Source organism: Paenibacillus algicola, assembly GCF_005577435.1.
GTDB lineage: Bacteria > Bacillota > Bacilli > Paenibacillales > Paenibacillaceae > Paenibacillus_AQ > Paenibacillus_AQ algicola.
Window position 1 is genome coordinate 2067248 of record NZ_CP040396.1, and the last position, 21428, is coordinate 2088675.

The 21428-nt window shown below is 52.2% G+C and carries 15 protein-coding genes; all 15 read left to right on the forward strand.

Annotation, left to right across the window (positions count from 1 at the left end):
* The 15 genes from E6C60_RS09430 (at position 1) to parE (ending at position 21428) form a co-directional block, all read left to right on the forward strand.
* Entirely contained in the window at positions 1-648 is a 648-nt protein-coding gene (locus E6C60_RS09430) for a GerMN domain-containing protein (RefSeq protein ID WP_138225625.1), read from the forward strand.
* Positions 649-862: 214 nt separating this feature from the next.
* Positions 863-2236 carry an N-acetylmuramoyl-L-alanine amidase family protein gene (locus E6C60_RS09435; RefSeq protein ID WP_138225626.1) on the forward strand — a complete coding sequence of 458 codons (1374 nt, stop codon included), beginning with the start codon at positions 863-865 and terminating at the stop codon, positions 2234-2236.
* Between the two features lie 30 nt (positions 2237-2266).
* Positions 2267-2917, forward strand: a complete 651-nt coding sequence (locus E6C60_RS09440) for a GerMN domain-containing protein (RefSeq protein ID WP_138225627.1) — start codon at positions 2267-2269, stop codon at positions 2915-2917.
* A gap of 76 nt (positions 2918-2993) precedes the next feature.
* Positions 2994-5708 carry an S-layer homology domain-containing protein gene (locus tag E6C60_RS09445; protein WP_138225628.1) on the forward strand — a complete coding sequence of 905 codons (2715 nt, stop codon included), beginning with the start codon at positions 2994-2996 and terminating at the stop codon, positions 5706-5708.
* Between the two features lie 83 nt (positions 5709-5791).
* Positions 5792-6457, forward strand: a complete 666-nt coding sequence (nth, locus tag E6C60_RS09450) for an endonuclease III (RefSeq protein ID WP_138225629.1) — start codon at positions 5792-5794, stop codon at positions 6455-6457.
* Between the two features lie 42 nt (positions 6458-6499).
* The gene (locus E6C60_RS09455; protein WP_138225630.1) at positions 6500-6775 is read left to right on the forward strand and encodes an NAD/NADP transhydrogenase alpha subunit; all 276 of its coding nucleotides are present in this window, start codon (positions 6500-6502) and stop codon (positions 6773-6775) included.
* Between the two features lie 156 nt (positions 6776-6931).
* Positions 6932-10549, forward strand: coding sequence for a dynamin family protein (locus tag E6C60_RS09460; RefSeq protein WP_138225631.1), 3618 nt, complete (start codon positions 6932-6934; stop codon positions 10547-10549).
* 321 nt (positions 10550-10870) lie between these two features.
* Positions 10871-12646 (forward strand): ABC transporter ATP-binding protein, encoded by a 1776-nt coding sequence (locus tag E6C60_RS09465; protein ID WP_138225632.1) that lies wholly within the window; start codon positions 10871-10873, stop codon positions 12644-12646.
* The gene (locus E6C60_RS09470; RefSeq protein WP_138225633.1) at positions 12643-14505 is read left to right on the forward strand and encodes an ABC transporter ATP-binding protein; all 1863 of its coding nucleotides are present in this window, start codon (positions 12643-12645) and stop codon (positions 14503-14505) included. The genes E6C60_RS09465 and E6C60_RS09470 overlap by 4 nt, the downstream gene beginning before the upstream one ends.
* A 128-nt stretch (positions 14506-14633) precedes the next feature.
* A complete protein-coding gene (locus tag E6C60_RS09475) occupies positions 14634-15095 on the forward strand; it encodes a GNAT family N-acetyltransferase (RefSeq protein ID WP_138225634.1) in 462 nt (153 codons plus the stop codon).
* Positions 15096-15278: 183 nt separating this feature from the next.
* Positions 15279-15968, forward strand: a complete 690-nt coding sequence (locus E6C60_RS09480) for a CAP domain-containing protein (RefSeq protein WP_175415257.1) — start codon at positions 15279-15281, stop codon at positions 15966-15968.
* Positions 15969-16449: 481 nt separating this feature from the next.
* Positions 16450-17343 (forward strand): GDSL-type esterase/lipase family protein, encoded by an 894-nt coding sequence (locus E6C60_RS09485; RefSeq protein WP_138225635.1) that lies wholly within the window; start codon positions 16450-16452, stop codon positions 17341-17343.
* A gap of 64 nt (positions 17344-17407) precedes the next feature.
* Complete coding sequence (locus tag E6C60_RS09490; protein ID WP_138225636.1) at positions 17408-18376, forward strand: ABC transporter ATP-binding protein; 969 nt, start codon at positions 17408-17410, stop codon at positions 18374-18376.
* Positions 18369-19358 carry an ABC transporter permease gene (locus E6C60_RS09495; protein ID WP_138225637.1) on the forward strand — a complete coding sequence of 330 codons (990 nt, stop codon included), beginning with the start codon at positions 18369-18371 and terminating at the stop codon, positions 19356-19358. Before E6C60_RS09490 ends, E6C60_RS09495 begins: the two co-directional genes overlap by 8 nt.
* A gap of 93 nt (positions 19359-19451) precedes the next feature.
* On the forward strand, positions 19452-21428 hold the full coding sequence (gene parE / locus E6C60_RS09500) for a DNA topoisomerase IV subunit B (RefSeq protein WP_138225638.1): 1977 nt from the start codon (positions 19452-19454) through the stop codon (positions 21426-21428).

The following is a 21428-nucleotide window of genomic DNA, read 5'->3' on the forward strand; positions in this document are numbered from 1 at the left end:
ATGAGTCAACGTAAATATTGGTCAGCAGCAATTCTGGCTGCTGTAATGGTAATGAGCAGCGGATGTGGAGACAAGCCGGCTGCAGCACCTCCTGCAGACACGGGAGCGGTAAAGCAAGCGGCAGGAGCCGATGAGGGCAACGTCAAAGATGATGTCGATACCACCCAGCAGGCACAAGGGACTGCAGGCACTCAGGTCGCAGGAAACAGCACTTCAGCTTCAGATGGAGAGAAGAAGGAGGAGCCGATGCGCAAAGAAAAGGTAGTCCTCTACTACACAGATCCTGAGCTGATGGGCGTCGTTGAAGCCCCGGGAGAAATTATGTACAGCGGCGCTGAAGACAAATACGCTAAAGCTTTTAATGCACTACAGCAGAGCGATGATGAAGAGTTCGTTCCATTGTGGAATGAGGCCATTACGCTGAATCAGGTTGAATTTGACGCCGGGGCGCTCGTTCTGGATATCACCAAGCCCGCTGAGGCAAATCTGGGTGCTGGCGGAGAGATGTACGCTCTGGAAGCACTGGAGAATATGTTTTTCCAGTTTGAGGAAGTTCAGTCGATCCAGCTGCTTATTGATGGAGAACAGGTCGAGAGTTTGATGGGACATGTTGTCCTCGAGCATCCGATGAAGCGTCCTACACCTTGATAAGTTAGGGGTGGATTTCAGGTAATATTATTCCTATATAAAGTAAAGCAGCCTTTAAGCAATCTGCTTAGGGCTGCTTTATTTTTTTGGCAAAGTGGAAATATTTTCGCAACTTTAGAACGAGTGACGCGTCTATTGTATGTCAGGTAATGTCGGACAGGCCGGGAAGTCTACGCCATTTTATGGCAGATTAATAGGATGGTAGGGGTGAAGGATGAAGAAGTTCGGTTTTTTTATGTTTCTGTTCATCATCATGCTGGTGTTTCCAAAGGGCATTGAGGCAAGCGCATTAAGTGCCAAGATTTATTTGAACGGCAATGAGCTGCAGCTGTCTCAAGGTGTCAATGTGGAAAATATCAATGGAACCGTGATGGTGCCGATCCGGGTCGTATCCGAGAATTTGGGCTACACGGTAGGCTGGAATCAGGCAGCACAGAAAATTACGGTTCAAGGCGGAGGAAAAACCGTCGAGATGGTGGTCGGAAGCAGCAGTGCATCCATTGATGGTCAACGTGTAAGCATGGTTAAGGCACCGCTCTTGCGCGGAGGCACGACAATCGTACCCATCCGGTTTGTGAGTGAGCAGATGGGCATGAATGTCAGCTGGAACAATCAAGAGAAAGCAGTATACCTTATTACCCCGGAGTCAGGCGTCTCAAACCCGGGTGAGTCCGATTACGGTACTCTGACAACGATTGACGGAATCAGCTTTAGCAGCAATCGCCTGCTGGTAGCGGCGACAGGAACGATGAAGCCCAAGATTATGAAGCTGACCTCGCCGGACCGGATTGTCATTGATGTAGAGAATGCGGCATTCTCCGAGCAATTCAGCACGAGTAATATTTTGGACGCTACAAACAATGGGTCCTTGACGGTAACCGGATATCCAGATGTGAAATCGGTCCGGTATTCGCTGTACAGCGACAGCCCGTCAACCGTTCGCATTGTCATTGATCTGAATTATCCCAAAAATTATACGCTTCATAATGAACCTAACGGCTTGTTTACAGTGGACCTGAATACAAGCTCTGAGCCGGTTCCTGCTCCGGGAGCAGGCAGCAAAAAGCTCGTCGTCATTGATGCCGGACACGGGGGTCATGATCCTGGCGCAATCAGCGTCTCGAAGAAAAAGGAAAAGGATTTTGCCCTGAGTCTCGCTCTCAAAACGGCCAAGCTGCTGGAGAACAGCTCAACGATCGACGTTGTCCTTACACGCAGTGATGACACCTTCCTGGAGCTGAGTGACCGCGTGAAAATTGCCGAGAAGCTGAAGGCAGATGTCTTTATCTCCATTCATGCCAATGCGGGACCTGCCACGGCTTCCGGAACGGAGACCTTTTATCAGCGTTCGTCCAGCAAATCGTTGGCGACGGTCATTCATAAAAATATGTTAAATGCCGTTGGATTGAAGGACCGCGGAGTGAAATACGGGAATTTCCACGTCATCCGCGAGACCACGATGCCGGCCATTCTGCTGGAGGTCGGGTTCCTGACCAATAAAACGGATGAAACCAAGCTCTACGATTCCGGGATTCAGGACCGTGTCGCGCAGTCGATTGTGAACGGACTCAATGAATATTTTAAATAATAGTGATGCAGGGCAGATGGAGGTGGACTCATGAATAAAAAAATAGGGTCTGCGGCGTTCCTGGCAGCGTTTATGCTGCTAGGAACGGCATGCGGAGAGAAACCAGGGGCAGCACCTGTCCCTGCGGAGGAGAAGTCGGCAGCTCCTGTCCAGGAGACTGCAGAGACCGGAAACGAAGGCACTACCACGGCGCCGTCACAGACGCCATCCAGCACGCAGGGTGCAGGCGGAAGCACAGGGGGCAGTGAAGCCCCCTCTACGTCAACGCCTCAGGAAGAAGCCGAGCCAGCGCAGCAAAGTGAAGAGATCAAAGTATACTACACCGATCCTGACTTGATGGAGCTTCTCGAGGATACAGCCAAGATTACGTATACCGATGAAAAAGCGAAATACCAGGCGGCTTACGATGCGCTTCAGAAGAGCACATCTCAGGAGATGGTTCCGCTCTGGAGTAACATGAAGCTTCTTTCCTTGTCATTTGAGGATGGAGATCTGACACTGGATCTGCATATGCCGGATACGGCAAACATGGGCTCCACGGGAGAGGATTTTGCAATTCGGGCGCTCAAGGGCACCTACTTTCAATTTGATGAAGTGGAAACCATTCAGCTGCTGCTCGACGGTAAGCAGGTAGAGAGCCTGATGGGACATGTGACGCTGTATAACCCGGAAACCCGCTAGCTGCTGGAAGGAGATCACATTCTGCTGTCGAATATGTCAAAGAACGCGTATAGCAGAAATGAAAGGAGCAACAACAATGTCATCTAAACGAAGAAATATTCATTCCAAAAAAGTGGTCTCCGCCGTCATGGCCGGGCTTATGGTTATGGGAACTGGCGTATCTGCAGAGCCTGCAGCACCTACAGCAGTCAGCGCGGCGCTCTCGACGCCTGTTTTCAGTGATGTCGTCAGCGGCTATTGGGGAGAAAAATACATTTATAAACTGGCGGCTCAAGGGATTATAACTGGTAATAACGGCAAGTTTCGTCCTAATGATCCCGTAACTCAGCAGGAAGCTATGACGATGGCAATCCGTTTCTTGAATTTGAATGTGAATGAAGGCACCGACACGGCTGCGACATTACCGACAAATATGAAAGTAAATAATTACTTTGTACCGTACGTCAGCCTGGCGCTTTCGCAAAACCTGCTCAATCAAGAGAAAGAATCGCAGTATGCCGATGACAGCATGATCTGGGGAGCTCAAACGGCAACCCGGGAATGGATTACCGAGGTGCTGATCCGCTCCATCGGCCGTACTGCAGATGCGCAAGCAGCCATGTCGGAAGCTTCAGGCTTTGCAGACCATGGCAGCATTTCACCTGACCGCGCAGGGTATGTCAATACCGCCGTTGAGCTGGGTCTTGCCCAAGGCGTGACGGCTAATCGGTTTGATCCGAAAGGAGCGGTCACCCGGGCTCAGCTGGCTACCTTTTTTAGCCGGGCTCAGGCCTACATAGATGAACAGTATGAGAATCAATATGAGGGCGTCGTCACCTCAATGAGCGATGGCGGGCTGACTCTGTATACCGATGGACAGAGCCAGACATTTTCACTGCAGCCTTCCACGGCCTATTTTGAGAAAGACGCTGCCGGACGCATTACACAAGGAGATATCCAGCCTTACACGAAGGTAACCGTCATTGCGAAGGATGGTGCAGCAGCTTATGTCGAGCTTATGGATAAAGAGCAGCAGCTGGAATCCTTTGAACGGAAATTTGAGCGTCTGTCCCCCGACCAGGTCATATGGTTTGATACGGGATCGAGCTTTGAGTCTCTGTCTTACACAAAAGATACCCTCTTCCTGGATCAAAACGGCAGCAAGATTGATCCTGCCGATCCCAAGACATTGGTGCCGGGCAGCGTAGTAACTGTGCAGCGGGAAACCTTTACGCCACAGAAGCAGATTGTAGCGATCACGGTGAAGGATGGCGTAGTGAACAAAACGGCGACAGGGGTCATTCAGTCAGTGGATCTCAATGGCAAGAAGCTTACGGTGCAGACCACGACGGGGTCTGCAGAAACCTACAGCTATGAAGGAGCCATCATCAAATACCAAACCCAGCTGCTGACACCTTCTGAATTAAAGGCGGGAGCTGTCGTGAATTACACGGTTGAGAACAGTATGCTGAAGAGCGTTGAAATTAGCCAGAGCGTTGACCGCACCGTTAGCGCCATGCTGTATTCAGCCGATCCCAACGGGAAATTCATTACGTATAAACGCTCTGGCAGCACGCAGCTGGAAATCAAGGTGCTGGCCTCTCAGCCGGAGCTGATTGTCAGCGGGATTGCAAGACCGGTGCTGGATGACCTCATCTTTGACGAGAAGGCCGGAGACGAGGTGGAGCTGATCATTAATGGCGATGAGCAGGTCACCAAGATCACGGTCGTAGGACGTCAGTCCGAGCTGATGAAGCAGGCGGTCGTAGCGAGATATGATGCAGCCAAGAAGTGGCTGATGGTAAGCGACAGCGCCGGCAAGCCGCACGTGATGATCCTGGATGAGAAGACCAAGCTGGAGTCCTCGGCCGGCAGCTCGCTGTCCGCGGTTGAAGGTCTGCTCGGTTCTGGCAGAAAGGTGAACATCAAGCATCTGGGCAACCGCGCACTATCCCTGGAAGTCATATATCAGTACGAGGGCACATTGACGGAAATCAATACAGCCGCCAAGACGGTTACGATTCTCACCGACAACGGTGAAACCGTGAAGCTGCCATTCTCGAATCCGAAGGTAGAGCTGTACAGTAAGGCTTCCGCCTCGCTCTCGGATATCAAAATCGGCGACGAGGTCTATGCGGAGCTTTCCGCTAACCAGGATATGCTGGCCAGCTTGAAGTCTAAGGCTTTCGTTCAGTTTGAGGTGGGATCGGTGGAGCCTTCCTTAAACCGGCTTACGGTTAAGCACGATGGGGTGTCCAAGCTCATTTACACTGACAAAACCGTCATGAGTGACGAGAACGGCCAACCGATTCAGATTAGTGCCTTGAAGCCAGGCAGTCTGGTCAATGTACAGTTTACAGGCACAACGCCAACCTCGATCCAGGAGGTTCGTCTGACGCTAGGCCAAGTGATGGCTGTGGATGCTGCCGCTAACACGCTGACCGTGAAAGACTTTAATGGAACGCAGCAAGTCATTTCGGCAGCAGGCGGGGTCAAGATGAACCGCGGTGGCGCGGTGTCCACAAGCTTGGCCGGCCTCACCCTTAATGACCGGGTCGAGGTTCACAAGGACATTACCGGAGTGACCGTAGTCAAGGTTCTGGATTCTTTATCAAAAACGTTCTGGAAATCTCAAAATGGCGAAATTTATGTAAAACGGACGTACACAACGGATGAATATCGCTTCCGTACGTCAAGTAGCGTATTTGTTCACCAAAATGATCAGAACTTGTCCGTGCAATCCCTGAAAGAAAATGATAATATTGTACTGTATTTCAACAACGGCACCGTTGTAGAGGTCGTGAAACAATAGTTATCACTGAGGGATACACGAGAAACACCGTCTTGATGCGGGATTTGCTCGCATCAAGACTTTTTTTTGCGGGAGGACCAGCGATGAATAATTCTACCGTACGTCACATTCTCGATACCATCGGCGCTATGTACCCGGGTGCACACTGCGAGCTGAATCATAACAATGCATTCGAGCTAACCATTGCCGTGCTGCTGTCTGCTCAATGTACCGATGAAACAGTGAACAAAGTGACGAAGGACTTGTTCCAGAAATACAAAACCCCGCAGGATTATGTCTCGGTTCCGATTGAAGAGCTGGAGCAGGACATCCGACGGATCGGGTTGTACCGTAACAAGGCGAAGCACATACACCAGCTGTGCCTCATTCTGATTGAGCAGTATGGAAGTGAAGTGCCAGAGGCTCATGATGAGCTGGTCAAGCTTCCAGGTGTGGGCCGCAAAACTGCGAATGTTGTGGTATCCAATGCCTTTGGTGTACCGGCCATCGCGGTGGATACGCATGTGGAGCGGGTGTCCAAGCGGCTGGGACTGGCTGGCTGGAAGGACAGCGTGCTGGAAGTCGAGAAAAAGCTGATGAAGCGCGTCCCTCGGGATGAGTGGACACTGACGCATCACCGGCTCATTTTTTTCGGCCGTTATCATTGCAAGGCGCAAAATCCGATGTGCCAGGTATGTCCGCTGCTGGACCTGTGCCGTGAAGGAAAGAAACGTATGAAAACATCAGTCGTCAGGAAGAATAAGGATTAGCAGGCTGGCGGCACAAAGTAGACAAAGAGGATGGGATTAAACATGAAATGCATCTCGGTATACACGGATAATTTTGAATTGTTCTCTGACATTTTTGAACAGGTGGTTGAAACCCAGCTGGAAGAGAATGAAGAGAAGGAGGTTGAAGGCGTAACCTTCAGCCATTCCGGTGAAGCGCCGGAAAATTATTTGGAACGGATGTCGCAAAAGGCAGAGGTCGTCGTTATGCGCGATAAATCCCGCGGCGTGACCATTTTGCAGCATGGAAACGTGTTTGAAATTCTCATTCCGGAAACCGAGAGCGCAGCTGCGCTGTAAGCTTTAGAGCCGGGGACAAAGCATGGAATAGCGAGGCCGCAGGGGAGTCTTCCCGATCTGCGGCCTCTTTCCATATATTCCGGCGAGATGGTACAATGAAGGAATGGAGAAATCAAGCATCCCTGATGACAGGATCGGAAGAGGAGCGAATGACAAGTGAAAGCTGTTACAGCACATGAAACCGGATTCAATGCAGACCTGCTGCAGGAAGCCATTGCGCAATTCCAGGCGTGGAATGATGAATCCTCCGCGGAGCTGGCCAAGGATCTTCAACGGAAACAGGAAGCCAAGGAATTAACACTCGCCTTCTGCGGGCATTTCTCGGCAGGCAAGTCCAGTATGATCAATGCCCTGTGCGGCAAAAAGGTGCTTCCATCCGGCCCCGTGCCGACAAGCGCAAATATTGTAACGATTCGAAACGGAGACGCCAAGGCGGTGATCCACCGGGCAGACGGAGCCGTCGAAGAGAGCATTACGGTAACGACCGAGGAGCTGGCTGAATACTGCAAGGCTGGCGGCGACTACCGTGCTATTGAGGTGTGGGATCAGGTTCCGGTGCTTCAAGGCCATGGTGTACTGATGGATACACCAGGTGTGGACTCCACGGACGACGGCCATCAGAAGGCGACTCACTCCGCGCTGCATTTGGCCGATGTTGTTTTTTATGTGATGGATTACAATCATGTTCAGTCTGAGAGCAATCTTATGTTTGCCAAGAGCCTGTCGGATTGGGGGAAGCCGCTGTATCTGATTGTCAATCAGATCGACAAGCACCGAGATGAGGAGCTCAGCCTGGCGTCTTACCTGAGTGACGTTCGCAAAGCGTTCCGGCAGTGGAACATTCAATATCAGGGATTGCTCTGCATCTCACTGAAGGTGCATGATTATCCCTATAATCAATGGCCGGAGCTTCAGTCCGTCATTGCCGGCCTCCTGGAGCAGTCGCGGTCCTTGCTGGACTACAGTGTAGCCTCTTCGCTACGGCAGGTCGCGCATTCTCATGGAGAGGCATTTGCGAGAAGTCATCAGGAGGAGAAGGAGGCGCTGCTGGAGGAGATTGGGGGCCAAGCTGCGCTGGAGGCGCTGAATCAGCGTCTTGCGGAGGAAGAGGCCGAGCTTTCATCTGCCCGGAATATGCCGGAGGTGACGGCAACGGCTTTCCGCAAGGAAGGAGATGCACTGCTGGCGAATGCAAACCTGATGCCTGCCGAGCTGCGGGACCTGGCCTTGTCCTGGCTGGAGAGCCAGAAAAGCGGCTTTAAGGTCGGCTTTCTGTTCTCTAGTGGCAAGACGGGCGAGGAGAAGAAGCGACGGCAGGAGCAGCTTCTGGAGCGGCTGAAGCAGCAGGTGTCCTCACAGGTCGAATTCCATTTGCGCCAGCTGTGGAAGAGCAGCATGGAGGCCGTCTCTTCTTTCGGTGAAGAACAGGAGCAGGTCCTGGATTCTGTTCTTCCGAGGGTTACAGCGGAGCTGCTACTTCAGACTGTGGAGCCGCAGGCGATTCTCTCCGGAGAATATATGCTGAACTATTGCCGGAAGCTCGCCGATCAGATCAAGGCGAGCTATCGGCAGGCGGTCCTGACCTTGGCGGACCGCCTCAAACAGGCCGCCGCGGACGCAGCTTCAGTCCGCGTGGCCGAGCTCTCGCGCCGTCACGCAGAGCTGACGGCGCAATCGGCGGCCGCCGCCCGCTATGCTGCGCTGCAGCAGGCGGAGGCCGCCCGCAGCGGCGCGGCTGCGCAGCTCGCGCCGCCGCCAGAGCCGCTCACCCCCGGCCTCCTGCCGGAGGTGAGCGAGCCGGCTGCGCTGCCGCAGGCCGCAGCCGAGCCCGCCCCTGCGGCTGCGCCGCCGCAGGGGGAAGGGCTGCCCCGCCGCGTGCCGCAAGGCGGGGGCCGGCGCCAGCGCCTGGAAGCAGCGGCAGCGAAGCTGCGGGCTGCTTCGGCGCTGCTGGCGCCGCATCCCGCGCTGGCGCAAGCTGCGCGGGATCTGGACGCCCGCGCGGACAGCCTCGCGGGCGGCTCCTTCACGATGGCGCTGTTCGGTGCCTTCAGCGCCGGCAAATCCTCATTCGCCAACGCCCTGCTGGGCGAACGCGTCCTGCCGGTATCGCCGCACCCGACCACCGCGGCGGTCAATCGCATTCTGGCACCGAATGCTGACCATCTGCACGGAACGGCGGAAGTGAAGATGAAGACCTATGACACCTGGTGGGATGATCTGAACTATTCCTTTCAGGTTCTGGGCCTGGAGCAGCCCACCAAGAGCAGCTGGCGCAAGGCCGCAGAGGAGCTGACCCCCGCCGGTATTCACCCGGCAGGGCTGCCGCATTACGGTTTTCTAAAGGCAGCAGCGGCCGGCTGGGAGGACATGGAGTCCCGGCTAGGCAGCATCATGACCGTGGGACTGGAGGAGTACCGGGGCTTCGTAGCCGACGAAACCAAGTCCTGCTATGTTGAAGGCATTGACCTGTACTATGGCTGTGACCTGACAGAGCAAGGCATCGTGCTGGTCGATACGCCAGGGGCCGATTCCCTTCATGCACGGCATACCGGTGTCACGTTCAGCTATATCAAGAATGCGGACGCTATTTTATATGTGACTTATTATAATCATGCCTTTTCCAAGGCCGACCGTCAGTTTCTGTCGCAGCTGGGCCGGGTGAAGGACAGCTTTACCCTGGACAAAATGTTCTTCATTGTCAACGCGGCCGATCTGGCTTCCTCACAGGAAGAGCTGGAGCAGGTGGTAGAGCATGTCCAGGATAATTTGAAGCGAAGCGGCATTAGCCGGCCGAGCATTTTTCCGGTTTCCAGTCTGGAATCCCTGAGAGCCAAGCAGGCGGCAGATGATGTCAAGCTGGCATCCTCCGGCTTCCTGTCATTTGAGAAGACCCTGAATCATTTTGCCGTGGAAGAGCTGCCCGGCTTGTCTCTGCGGGCAGGCCTGGACAGCATTAGAGAGGCTTCCGGGAAAGCGGAGAGGTGGGCCAGACTGGCTGAGGAGGACGCGGATAGCCGCAAAGTGAGAGCCCAGCGGCTGGAGGAATCCCGCACACAAGCTGTCTGTATGCTGGAAGAGCTGCCAGTCATCAGCTATGAGCGCGATGTGCAGGAGGAATGTGGTGAGCTGTTGTTCCACGTTCGTCAGCGGCTTGATTATGCCATGGGTTCCTTTTTCCAGGATGCCTTCCATCCCTCGGTACTGCGCGAGGATGGCGGCAGTCTGAAGGCGGCGTTCGCGGCCTGCGGGAAGGATCTTCAGCGCACACTGGCGCTGGAGCTGGATCAGGAGCTGTGGGCTACCACGCTCAGATTGGAGGCGACAGGGCGCAAGCTCTGCTCTAAAGCCGTTCAGCGCGTGCTGGATCGTATTAAAGAGCTTGAAGAAGGTCTCGCCTTGTCCGTAAGTCTGGAACTGGAGTGGCCTGCTCCCACGCTGCCGGAAAGTGCGCTTCAGCAGCCGAAGGACTGGGGTCCGTATTGGAGCCTGTTCAAGAATCCGAGGCATTTCTTCGAAAGTCAGGGCAGCCTCAAGCTGCGGGAGCAGGCTGAGCCGTTAGTGAAGGAGGACATTGCCGTTCTCCTTGCATCAAGGTCTCACGAGCTGGTCCGTCATTACACCGAGCAAACGACCGTGGCCTTGACGCAGTATAGAGATGTGCTGCTGGAGCAGCTGGAGCAGGCTGTGAAGGCCATGCAAACGTCTCTTGCTGGCGGACAGTCTGCAGAGCAGTGGCGACAGCTGGCCCAAGAGCTGAAGAGCATTAGCGAGTAAAGCGGAATAGATCCATATTGAAACGGCGGAATCCGGGGGCACGCAGCCCCGGTTTCGCCGTTTTTTGACGTGCTGCCGACCCCTAAGATGTCAGGTATTTTTGCTTGGTGATATGCTTTTTTGAAAATGTCACCATTTTGTCAGAATTAAAGAGGAAAGCCGATGATTTCATCATGAAGAAACGATAAGTTGCACGAAACGCTTTCAGAAGGTCAGATCATCGCCAATTCCGCTTTTTTTTGTCTTTGCCGCTTTTGGAAGTCGGTGATAAACTTCATAAATGCTACATAACTGTTCGTATTGAGATTAGGGAGGATTAAGATGAATGTTCTCAGGCAACTGCAGGGCTTCTTTTGGGAGAAACGAGTCTATCTCTTTCTTTCCATACTGTGTCTGGCGATGGCGACCGCGCTCGGACTGGTATACCCGTACCTGCTGCAGCGTTTGATCGATGATGCGATCAGACCGGAAAATTTCGGCTTGGTGCCTCAGCTGGCACTCACGGTCGTAGGGGTCGTAACGATCAAAGCATTTCTGCAATTTTTACACGGATTTTATGGTGGAAGGCTCGGCAATTTCTTAGCTTATCAAATGCGGAACGCCTGTTACGAAAAGCTTCAATTTCTGTCCTTCCGGTACTATGATACCGCGCGGACCGGAGACCTGATGTCCCGCCTGACGGGAGATCTGGAAGCGATTCGGATGTTTATCGGATTTGGCTTTGCGCAGCTGCTGAATGTGGTCATGATGGTCACCTTCGGCTCCATCATGATGTTCTCCATCAGCTGGAAGCTGACACTGTTCACCATGATCAGCATGCCATTCCTGGTCGTCACAGCGCTGCGGTTTGAATCCAAGATTCATCCGGCCTTTCAGGAAATGCGCCTGGCGCTGAGCTCGCTGACGACGGCCGTGCAGGAGAACATTACCGGTGTGCGGACCGTCAAGTCCTTTGCCCGGGAGCCGCATGAGGTCGTTAAATTTTCAGGGCGTAATGAACGTTATAAAAGCAATCAGATTTTTGCGTCCGCGCTGTGGGCGCGTTTCTTTCCTTTAATGGAGCTCTTTGCCAACATCAGTGTCGTGCTGTTGCTGCTGTTCGGTGGACGTATGGTCATTAATCAGGAGCTGACGTTGGGACAGCTGGTTGCCTTTTTCAGTCTGATCTGGTACATCATCGGACCGCTTTGGGGCATTGGATTTCATATTAACAACTACACTCAATCCAAAGCCTCCGGAGAGCGGGTGCTGGAGCTGCTCCATCAGCCGGTCGATGTTGAGGACAGTGAAGATGCCATAACACTGAAGCCCGATGAGGTCAAGGGGCATGTCGTGTTTGACAGCGTGACCTTTGCTTATGGAAACAAAATGGCGGCAGTTAAAGATATTCAGCTTCATGCCAAACCAGGATCTGTTATCGGCTTGCTAGGGGGAACCGGCTCCGGTAAATCAACGATCATTCAGCTGCTGATGCATGCTTATAACGTGAACTCCGGCAGCATTACGCTCGATGGAGTGAACGTGAAGGACATTAAAGTCCGCAGCCTTCGCAGCCAGATCGCGACCGTATTTCAGGAGACGTTCCTGTTCTCCTCCAGCATTCGCAATAATATCGCCTACGGCATGAAAAATGTAAGCATGGAAGACATTATTCGTGCAGCCAAGCTGGCGAAGGCGCATGATTTCATCATGGAGATGGAGCATGGCTACGATACCGTGGTCGGGGAGCGCGGAATGGGCCTCTCCGGAGGTCAGAAGCAGCGGATCGCCATTGCGCGGGCTTTGCTGAAGGACCCTAAAATACTCATCCTCGACGATGCCACCAGTGCCGTCGATATGGAAACCGAGCATGAGATTCAGTCGGGGTTCCAGGAGGTTATGAACGGGAGAACGACCTTTATTATCGCGCATCGGATTTCCTCACTGCGTCATGCTGATGAAATTCTCGTTCTGGATGAAGGGGTGATCGTACAGCGCGGCAAGCATGATGAGCTAATCGAGCTCGACGGCCCTTACCGGGATGTCTATCAGATTCAATATGCCGACCTGATCGCCAGACGCTCGGGGGGAACTGTGGAAGGGCAGGTGCAGTCATGAGCGCAGGATTAAAGAGCAAGAGGCGGCCTGAGCCCTCCGCGAGTGGAGCAGGGGCGAAAGAAACCTTGAATGAACGCTTTGTGTATCAGGATGATGAAGCGATTGAGAAGCCGTTTAACTGGAAGCAGCTGGCTCGTTTGGCTTCCTATATGAGGCCTTATGCGAAGCAGATGATTCCGTTAGTCATCATCCTGATGCTGATTGGCACGGTGACGAAGCTGACGGTGCCTTATTTAACGGGTATGGCTATAGATAAGGCATTAGGCGCCGAGACAGGCAGCACGAACCTGACCCTGCTTTATCAAATCGCTGCGGCCGTTCTGCTCTTATTCGTAGTACAATATATTACCGGCATTTTCCGCATCAAGTATACGAATATTATCGGGCAGCGGGTCATCTACGATCTGCGGACGGATTTGTTCCGCCATATCCAGAAGCTGTCGTTTAACTTCTTTGATAAACGCCCGGCGGGGTCTGTGCTTGTCCGTGTGACGAATGACGTGAACTCCCTTCAGGATTTGTTTACGAACGGGGTCGTTAACCTCATGATTGACTGTGTCCAGCTCTTCGGGATTGTGATCATCCTGCTGGCCATTAACTTCAAGCTGGGTCTGGCCGTCATTGTGACCGTTCCGATCATGTTCTTGATTTCGACCGCACTGCGGGTTCGCATTCGTCGCGCCTGGCAGGAGGTTCGTGCAAAGAACTCCCGGATCAACTCGCACTTGAATGAATCCATACAGGGCATTCGTGTCACGCAGGCATACACTCAAGAAGAAGAAAACATGAAGTTCTTTGATGCCATGAACATGGACAGCAAAAAATCCTGGGATAAAGCTTCAGCCATGAACCAGGCCTTCGGACCGATGATCGAAATTACCGGCGGTGTCGGGACATTAATTCTGTTCTGGCTTGGCGCGTCTTTGATTGAGAGCAACGAGCTGACCATCGGCCTGCTGATTGCCTTCTCGAACTATGTCGGCAACTTCTGGGAGCCGATTAACCGGCTGGGCATGATGTATAATCAGCTGCTTGTAGCCATGGCATCCTCGGAGCGCATTTTCGAGTTTATTGATGAGAAGCCGAACATTGCCGATGCCGAAGCGGCAAAGAAGATTCCAGCGATTCAGGGTAACATTCAGCTGAGAGATGTCGTATTTGAATATGAACCGGGGCGCCAAGCGCTCAAGGGCATTAACTTGGATGTGAAAGCAGGCCAGTCCATCGCGCTTGTCGGGCACACCGGCTCAGGTAAAAGCACCATCATCAATCTGCTCAGCCGTTTCTATGATATTACTAGCGGAACGATTACGATTGACGGGTATGATATCCGAAAAGTTACGGTAGACAGTCTGCGAAGCCAGATCGGAATCGTGCTCCAGGATACCTTCATCTTCTCGGGTACCATTCGGGACAATATTCGTTTTGGGCGTCTGGATGCGACCGATGAGGAGATTGAGCAGGTGGCCAAAGCTGTCGGCGCCCATGACTTTATCGTCAGCATGCCAGGCGGCTATGAAACCGAGGTCGAGGAGCGCGGTAACATGCTCTCTATGGGCCAAAGACAGCTGCTGTCCTTTGCCCGGGCTCTGCTGGCGGATCCTCGTATTCTTATTTTGGATGAAGCTACGGCTTCCATAGATACCGAGACTGAGCTGAAAATTCAGGAGGCGCTGAAGCTGCTGCTGAAGGGGCGAACCTCATTTATCGTAGCTCACCGGCTCTCGACCATTCGCCACGCTGACCATATCGTAGTGCTGGATCATGGACGCATTATGGAGGAGGGCAATCATCACGAGCTGATGACCCAGCAAGGAATTTATTATGGGTTAATTGAGGCCCAGTACAAATTTCTGTAAGTTTCGGCAGAAGAAACCTGTGGCAATATGGGGAAAATTGTCGATATGGACTTGAAATCTCTCTGAGAAAGAAAGAAAATAAGAGAGTGGAGAGTTGATATCATAGTAGAAGGGAAGCTTGAGGGTAAATGAGCATGGAAAGCGTTATGTCTGCGCCTGCACTGCTGATTCGAACGTATGAGAGCAGAGATCTGGAATCCGTCACGTCCCTGATGCGCGAGTTGTCCTATCCGACGACACAAAGTGTCATTCGGGAGCAGATGGAGAATATGTCGTGCAATTCGTCCCACTGCAATCTGATTGCAGAACAGAATGGGAAGGTAGTAGGCATGATTATGCTTCGGCAGGTCAAGTCCTACACGATGACGGAGAGAATCACTCAAATTACGTCGCTGTTCGTAACCTCAAACTGCCGCGGCCAAGGAATCGGCAAACGATTGGTTCGCGGGGGAGAGAACTGGGGAAGACAGCACGGAAGCAACCTCTTGTTTCTTACAAGCGGCAACCGGGAAGGCTTAGCCCCGGCACATGCATTTTTCGAACATATTGGCTTTGAAAAGAACGGCTATCAGTTCACCAAAAAGCTGTAGCCCTACCCTTCCTTTGCCCGGCTCCTAAGTGGAGCCGGGTTTTTCTTTATACTCCGAGAGCAGTTGAAGCATCACTTTCCAACTTTTGCAGGATGGCGGATTGGTTAAATCATGCTACAATGATTACATATTGGTGACAAAATTGTAACCAAATTAAAAAGCTCAAAGGAGAGATTGAACCTTATGCGCAAACATATGATGAAAAAAGCAGCGGCAGGAAGCCTGGCTGCAGTGTTGTCCGTCGGACTGCTCTTTCCGTCCTCGGCCTCTGCCGCTTCCTCGACAGATCGCTATGCAGGACTGAAGCAGCAAATCGAGCAATATTTAAAAAGTCAGGGCTATGGAAGCTTTAAATGGCTTGTGCCTGGCGAGCGTGTAACCCAGCAACCCGCTCCAGCCCCGAGCCAGCCTGAAGCGACCAAGCCTAGTGAGCCCGCATCTCCAGCCCCAAGCCAGCCTGAAGTGCCCAAGCAGCAGCCAGCAGCGCCCGTAACTACCGAACAGGCAGCTATGGAAGCCAAAGTGGTTGAGCTGGTCAATCAGGAGCGCACCAAGGCAGGACTGAAGTCTTTGACTGTTCACCAGGAGCTTGCTGCTATGGCTCTAGATAAAGCAAAGGATATGAGCAGCAACAATTACTTTGCTCATACATCTCCGACCTACGGCTCTCCATTTGATATGATGAAGGCTTACGGAATTTCTTACAGATACGCCGGTGAGAATATCGCCAAAGGTCAACGGACACCGGAGGAAGTGATGAAGGCGTGGATGAACAGCGAAGGTCATCGCAAGAACATCCTGTCTCCGAATTTTACGATGATCGGTGTCGGCTATTACAACGGACATTGGGTTCAGGAATTTATTAGCCAGTAAAGCAGACGTCCGGCCTTCCCCTCAAGGCCGGAGGAGTCTAAGGCTTTAGGCTCACTATTTATAGAATGCGGCGGTCTCAAAAGTAGATTTTTGTTTAACGATACAGCTCACTTGAGTGAGATCTGAAGCAAAAAAATAAAGACGTGGTGGAGCCAGGGAGGTGATCCCAGCACTGCCACGTCTTTATTATTGATTGTACAAATGAGACCGCTCCTTTTTAGATGGTTGCTAGACACTTCCATTCTACTAAAGGGCGGTTTCTTTATCTTACCTGTGTTTTGGGGAATGGATATGCGCGGAGCATCTCACAACAACAAACGAGATCATCCCGCAAGACCCTAGATCTTTTGGACAGCCGCTTTTTGTCTTTTTGCCGATTTGCAAAATGCGACGGGAAGTTTTATGTTTATGTACATATACAGCAGGGATCAACGCCTTTTGAACTGCTACGATAAGACTATGAACAGCCGGAGGGATACAGTTGAACTCATCAAAATGGATATGGCGGACGACGGCAGCAATTTCGATCGCCGCGACGATTACGCTTCTCATCGGATTTATTTATGCGTATCAGGATATTAATCAGCCGACAGCTGATTCTTTCGAGCCGGTGACGTCAGAAAGGGAGAAGGCGGAGGAGGCCAGTGAGAGCTCCGCATCAGAAACAGAAGAGTTCCCTGTAGGTGAGAAAGACGGAGAAAAGACCTCCGTGCTGCCTCCGCTGCCAGAACGAGTCAAGGTCACTGCGCTTGGAGATTCTCTAGCGAAAGGAACGGGAGACAATAGCGGAGAAGGTTATGTTCGGCGCAGCATCACAAGACTGAATGAGATCGGAGTTCAGAGTGAGCTGTTAAACAATTTGGCCATCAACGGACTGACAACGGAGGGATTGCTATCCAATCTGAAGGATTCGGGCATGCAATATGCGCTGGAGAAGTCAGATCTGATTCTATTGTCCATTGGCGGAAATGATCTGTTTCAAAACAGCGGACTTACGGATAATGCTCAAGCCCAAAGCGGGGAAGCTGCATTGGATCCGGAGCAGCTGGTGCAGGAGATTCCTGCCGCAACGGAAAGGCTGAAGCAGATTATTCAGTCCATCCGTGAAATCAATCCTACCGCCCGCATTCTATACCTGGGGCTTTATCATCCGTTCGGAGATATTGAAGAGCTGCTGCTGCCTGGGAATATGGCTGTTTCATCCTGGAATTATGCGGCCCAGCAGGTTATTAATGAAGATGCCAATGCGATGTTGATTCCGACCTTTGATCTGTTTCAAGGTAAACTGGAGCAGTATCTGTCCGGAGACCATTTCCATCCCAATGGAGAAGGCTATCAGCAGATCGCAGATCGAATCGCGCAAGGCCTTCAATAGCAGAGGATGACCTGTTTACACTTTTTTATTCAAGCTACTGAACTCACGGGAGGAGCTGCAAGGTATGCAACATGCGTCAGATGAAATCGTGCTGTCTGTGAATCATGTCAAGAAAAAGATCGGGCGAAAATGGATTATCAAGGATGTAACCTTTGATATTCGCGCCGGTGAGGTGTTTGGTTTTCTGGGTCCTAACGGTGCGGGTAAAACAACAACGATCCGCATGCTGGTGGATTTGATTAAACCGACCGAAGGCGTGATCAAGGTTTGCGGCTACAATGTAAACACGCAGCAGGAGCAGGCGCTGCAATATGTCGGCTCTATTGTCGAAAATCCGGAGATGTACAGCTATTTGACCGGCTGGGAGAACCTGGAGCACTTTGCAAGAATGCAGCCGGGTGTGGATGCGGCGCGGATCGCAGAGGTTGTTGACATTGTCGGAATGGATAAACGGATTCACGACAAGGTTCGCACCTATTCCCTCGGCATGCGTCAACGTTTGGGAATTGCCCAGGCACTTCTAGGCCGGCCCAGGCTGTTAATTCTGGATGAGCCAACCAATGGCCTGGATCCCAAGGGCATCAAGGAAATGCGACAGTTCATTCATCGCTTGGCTGCGGAGGGCTTGGCGGTGTTTGTATCAAGCCATCTTCTTAGTGAAATCCAGCTGCTGTGCGACCGGGTAGCCATTATTAGCCGGGGCTCCGTGCTGGCTGTAGGCGGAGTTCAGGAGCTGATTGCGGGAAGCTCCGGCTATGTGATCTGGCATGTGTCTTCCCAGGCGGAGGCTCAATCCATTTTGTCCACAGTAGAGGGCTGTGAAATTATCGAGAAGCCTGGTGAGGTGCTGGATGATTCTGTCCTGGCTGGAATGGGACAGAAGGCACTGGTCACAATACTGTCGGAGGACATGACTCCTCTAGCGGTTCGCAAGCTGATGGAAGCAGGTATTGGGGTGTTCGGTGTCAGCCGGATCAATCCTACACTGGAACAGCTGTTCCTGCAGATGACGGAGGGTGAGAGCATTGAATAATATACTGCCGCTGATCCAGAATGAGACGATCAAGGTCATCAAGAAAAAGCGTTTTTACGTTATTCTTCTCGTCATCCTGATCCTAGTGCCCATGTTCACGTATGCCCAGGTCAAGTCCGCAGAGCGAAACAAAGGGAAATTTAACGACGACTGGCGATTAGAGCTGCAGCAGAGCATTATTGATAATCAGAATTCCTTGGGAAGTGACCGTATTCCCGAAGAATATAAAAAATACCGGCAAATTTATATTCAGCAAATGCAGTACTATCTGGATCAGGATGTAAATCCCAATCAGCCGACAGGCGTAAACTTTACGAGGGAATTTATGAACAATGCGGTTTCACTGTTTATTCCCCTGCTCATTATGGCTGTCGCTTCAGATCTGGTGTCTGGAGAACGAACAACAGGCACGATCAAGATGCTGCTGACCCGCCCGGTCAAGCGCTGGAAGATTCTGCTCAGCAAGATGATCACGCTTATATTGTTCGTCTCGCTCATCATTTTGGCCACTTATATCCTTGCATACGGCATATCCGGACTTGCCTTCGGCTATAAAGGCCTGCAGCTGCCCGTATTTACCGGCTTTAAGATTACAGGTACAGAGGTAGATCTATCCTCCGTACATGCGATTCCACAGTGGCAATATATTCTAATGCAGGGTGGCCTGACCTGGTTTGTGAGTGTATGTGTCGCTTTACTCGCCTTTATGGTTTCTGTGCTGGTGCGGAGCACAGCCGCCAGCATCGTCGTGATGATGGCTGCGCTGATCTCTGGTACAATTTTGACGAATATGGCATCAGCCTGGACAAGCGCCAAATATTTGTTTATGGTGAACCTGAATCTTCCAGGATATCTGGAAGGCAGATTGCCTCCAATTGAGGGCATGACACTGAATTTTTCACTGGCTGTGCTGGCGGTTTGGGGTCTTGCCGCGGTGATCATTTCATTCACCGTCTTTACGAGAAGGGATATTTTGAATTAAAATGTACAAAGTATAAAAACATTTGTTTGCATTTTAAGCCAAACCACCTTATATTGTGTCAAGGTTAAGCGAAGAAAAGAAGGAGGAGCATGAATGGTCGAACAGATCGATGGGTTTGCAGAGTCATCACAGAGCGGCCAGGGCCGCCCGGGATACGATGCTGACGACATTCAAGTGCTCGAAGGCCTCGTTGCAGTACGCAAGCGGCCAGGCATGTACATAGGCAGCACAAGTTCATCCGGACTGCACCATCTCGTATGGGAAATCGTGGATAATGCAGTCGATGAGCACCTGGCGAAGTACTGCACGAGAATTGAAATCCAATTGCACAAGGACCAGTCCATTACCGTCATAGACAATGGCAGGGGCATTCCAACCGGAATGCACAAGACCGGGATCCCGACACCACAGGTCGTGTTTACGATCCTGCATGCCGGCGGCAAATTCGGCGGCGGCGGATACAAGAAGTCCGGGGGTCTTCATGGTGTCGGTGCTTCCGTAACGAATGCGCTGTCAGAATGGCTGGAGGTCGAGATTTTCCGTGACGGCAAAATTCATCGTCAGCGTTTTGAATACTGGCAGGACAAGAAGGGCCGTGAGCATGTAGGCGAGCCGGTGACCGGCCTTGAAGTGACGGGCAATACGAATAAGACCGGAACCAAGGTAACCTTTAAGCCGGACGCCCGGGTCTTTGCTTCGGGCATCCATTTGAACTATGACACGCTGGCTGAACGTCTGCAGGAAATTGCCTTCCTGAACTCCGGACTGCGAATTGTGCTGAAGGATGAGCGCAGCGGGAATCAGGATGAATTTTTTTACGAAGGCGGGGCAAGCCAGTTTGTCGCTTTCCTGAACGAAGGGAAGGATGTACTGCATGATGTCATTCATTTCTCTGCGGAGAAAGAAGACATCGAGGTCGAAATTGCGATGCAATATAACGCCGGCTATACCGAGACGCTGGCATCTTTCGTAAACTCAATCCCGACCCGGGGCGGAGGCACGCATGAGACCGGCTTCAAGACTGCGTATACCCGGGCCATGAACGAGTACGCCCGCAAGAACCAGCTCTTGAAGGAGAAGGATAAGAATCTGGAGGGCGGCGACCTGCGTGAAGGCATGATGGCGATTATTAGCGTCAAAATGTCCGAGGTCGAGTTCGTTGGACAAACGAAGGATCAGCTGGGAAGTGCTTCTGCCCGGAGTGCGGTAGAGAGCATTGTCACTGACAAAATGCAGATCTTCCTGGAAGAGAATCCGCAGATTGCCCAGACCCTCCTGAAGAAAGCCATACAGGCGTCTAAAGCCCGGGAGGCGGCTCGGAAGGCCAGAGACGAAATGCGTACCGGGAAGAAGCGCAGCGAAAGCTCCAATCTGGGCGGCAAGCTTTCTCCTGCCCAGTCCAAGGACTTCACCAAGACAGAGCTGTTTATTGTCGAAGGCGATTCCGCGGGCGGTTCGGCGAAGCAGGGACGGGACTCCAAGCTGCAGGCGATTCTACCGCTCAAGGGCAAACCGATGAACCCGGAGAAATCCAAGCTTGCAGACATTCTGAAGAATGAAGAATACCGTGCTATTGTTGCAGCGATCGGCGCCGGGATCGGCAATGAATTCTCGGCAGGCGACAGCAATTATTCCAAAATTATTATCATGACTGATGCGGACACGGACGGCGCCCACATCCAGGTGCTGCTGCTGACCTTCTTTTATCGCTACATGAAGCCGCTGATTGACGCCGGGCGCGTCTATATTGCCCAGCCGCCGCTTTACAAGATTTCGAGCAAATCCGGCAAGCTGGAAACGGTAAGATATGCATGGAATGAAGCCCAGCTCGCAAACTATTTAAAGCAGTTCAAGACCTACGAGCTTCAGCGGTACAAGGGTCTTGGGGAAATGAATCCGGAGCAGCTGTGGGAAACGACCATGAATCCGGAATCCAGAACGCTGCTGCAGGTTCAGATTGAGGATGCTGCCAAGGCGGAGCGCCGGGTATCCACGCTGATGGGCGATAAGGTTGACCCGCGTAAGCGCTGGATCGTGGATAATGTCAACTTCGCAGAGTTTGAGGAATAG

Bases quoted from the DNA above. Each gene is read 5' to 3' on its own strand.
- E6C60_RS09430 (WP_138225625.1), top strand. From the start codon at position 1: ATGAGTCAACGTAAATATTGGTCAGCAGCAATTCTGGCTGCTGTAATG.
- E6C60_RS09435 (WP_138225626.1), top strand. From the start codon at position 863: ATGAAGAAGTTCGGTTTTTTTATGTTTCTGTTCATCATCATGCTGGTG.
- E6C60_RS09440 (WP_138225627.1), top strand. From the start codon at position 2,267: ATGAATAAAAAAATAGGGTCTGCGGCGTTCCTGGCAGCGTTTATGCTG.
- E6C60_RS09445 (WP_138225628.1), top strand. From the start codon at position 2,994: ATGTCATCTAAACGAAGAAATATTCATTCCAAAAAAGTGGTCTCCGCC.
- nth (WP_138225629.1), top strand. From the start codon at position 5,792: ATGAATAATTCTACCGTACGTCACATTCTCGATACCATCGGCGCTATG.
- E6C60_RS09455 (WP_138225630.1), top strand. From the start codon at position 6,500: ATGAAATGCATCTCGGTATACACGGATAATTTTGAATTGTTCTCTGAC.
- E6C60_RS09465 (WP_138225632.1), top strand. From the start codon at position 10,871: ATGAATGTTCTCAGGCAACTGCAGGGCTTCTTTTGGGAGAAACGAGTC.
- E6C60_RS09470 (WP_138225633.1), top strand. From the start codon at position 12,643: ATGAGCGCAGGATTAAAGAGCAAGAGGCGGCCTGAGCCCTCCGCGAGT.
- E6C60_RS09475 (WP_138225634.1), top strand. From the start codon at position 14,634: ATGAGCATGGAAAGCGTTATGTCTGCGCCTGCACTGCTGATTCGAACG.
- E6C60_RS09480 (WP_175415257.1), top strand. From the start codon at position 15,279: ATGCGCAAACATATGATGAAAAAAGCAGCGGCAGGAAGCCTGGCTGCA.
- E6C60_RS09490 (WP_138225636.1), top strand. From the start codon at position 17,408: ATGCAACATGCGTCAGATGAAATCGTGCTGTCTGTGAATCATGTCAAG.
- parE (WP_138225638.1), top strand. From the start codon at position 19,452: ATGGTCGAACAGATCGATGGGTTTGCAGAGTCATCACAGAGCGGCCAG.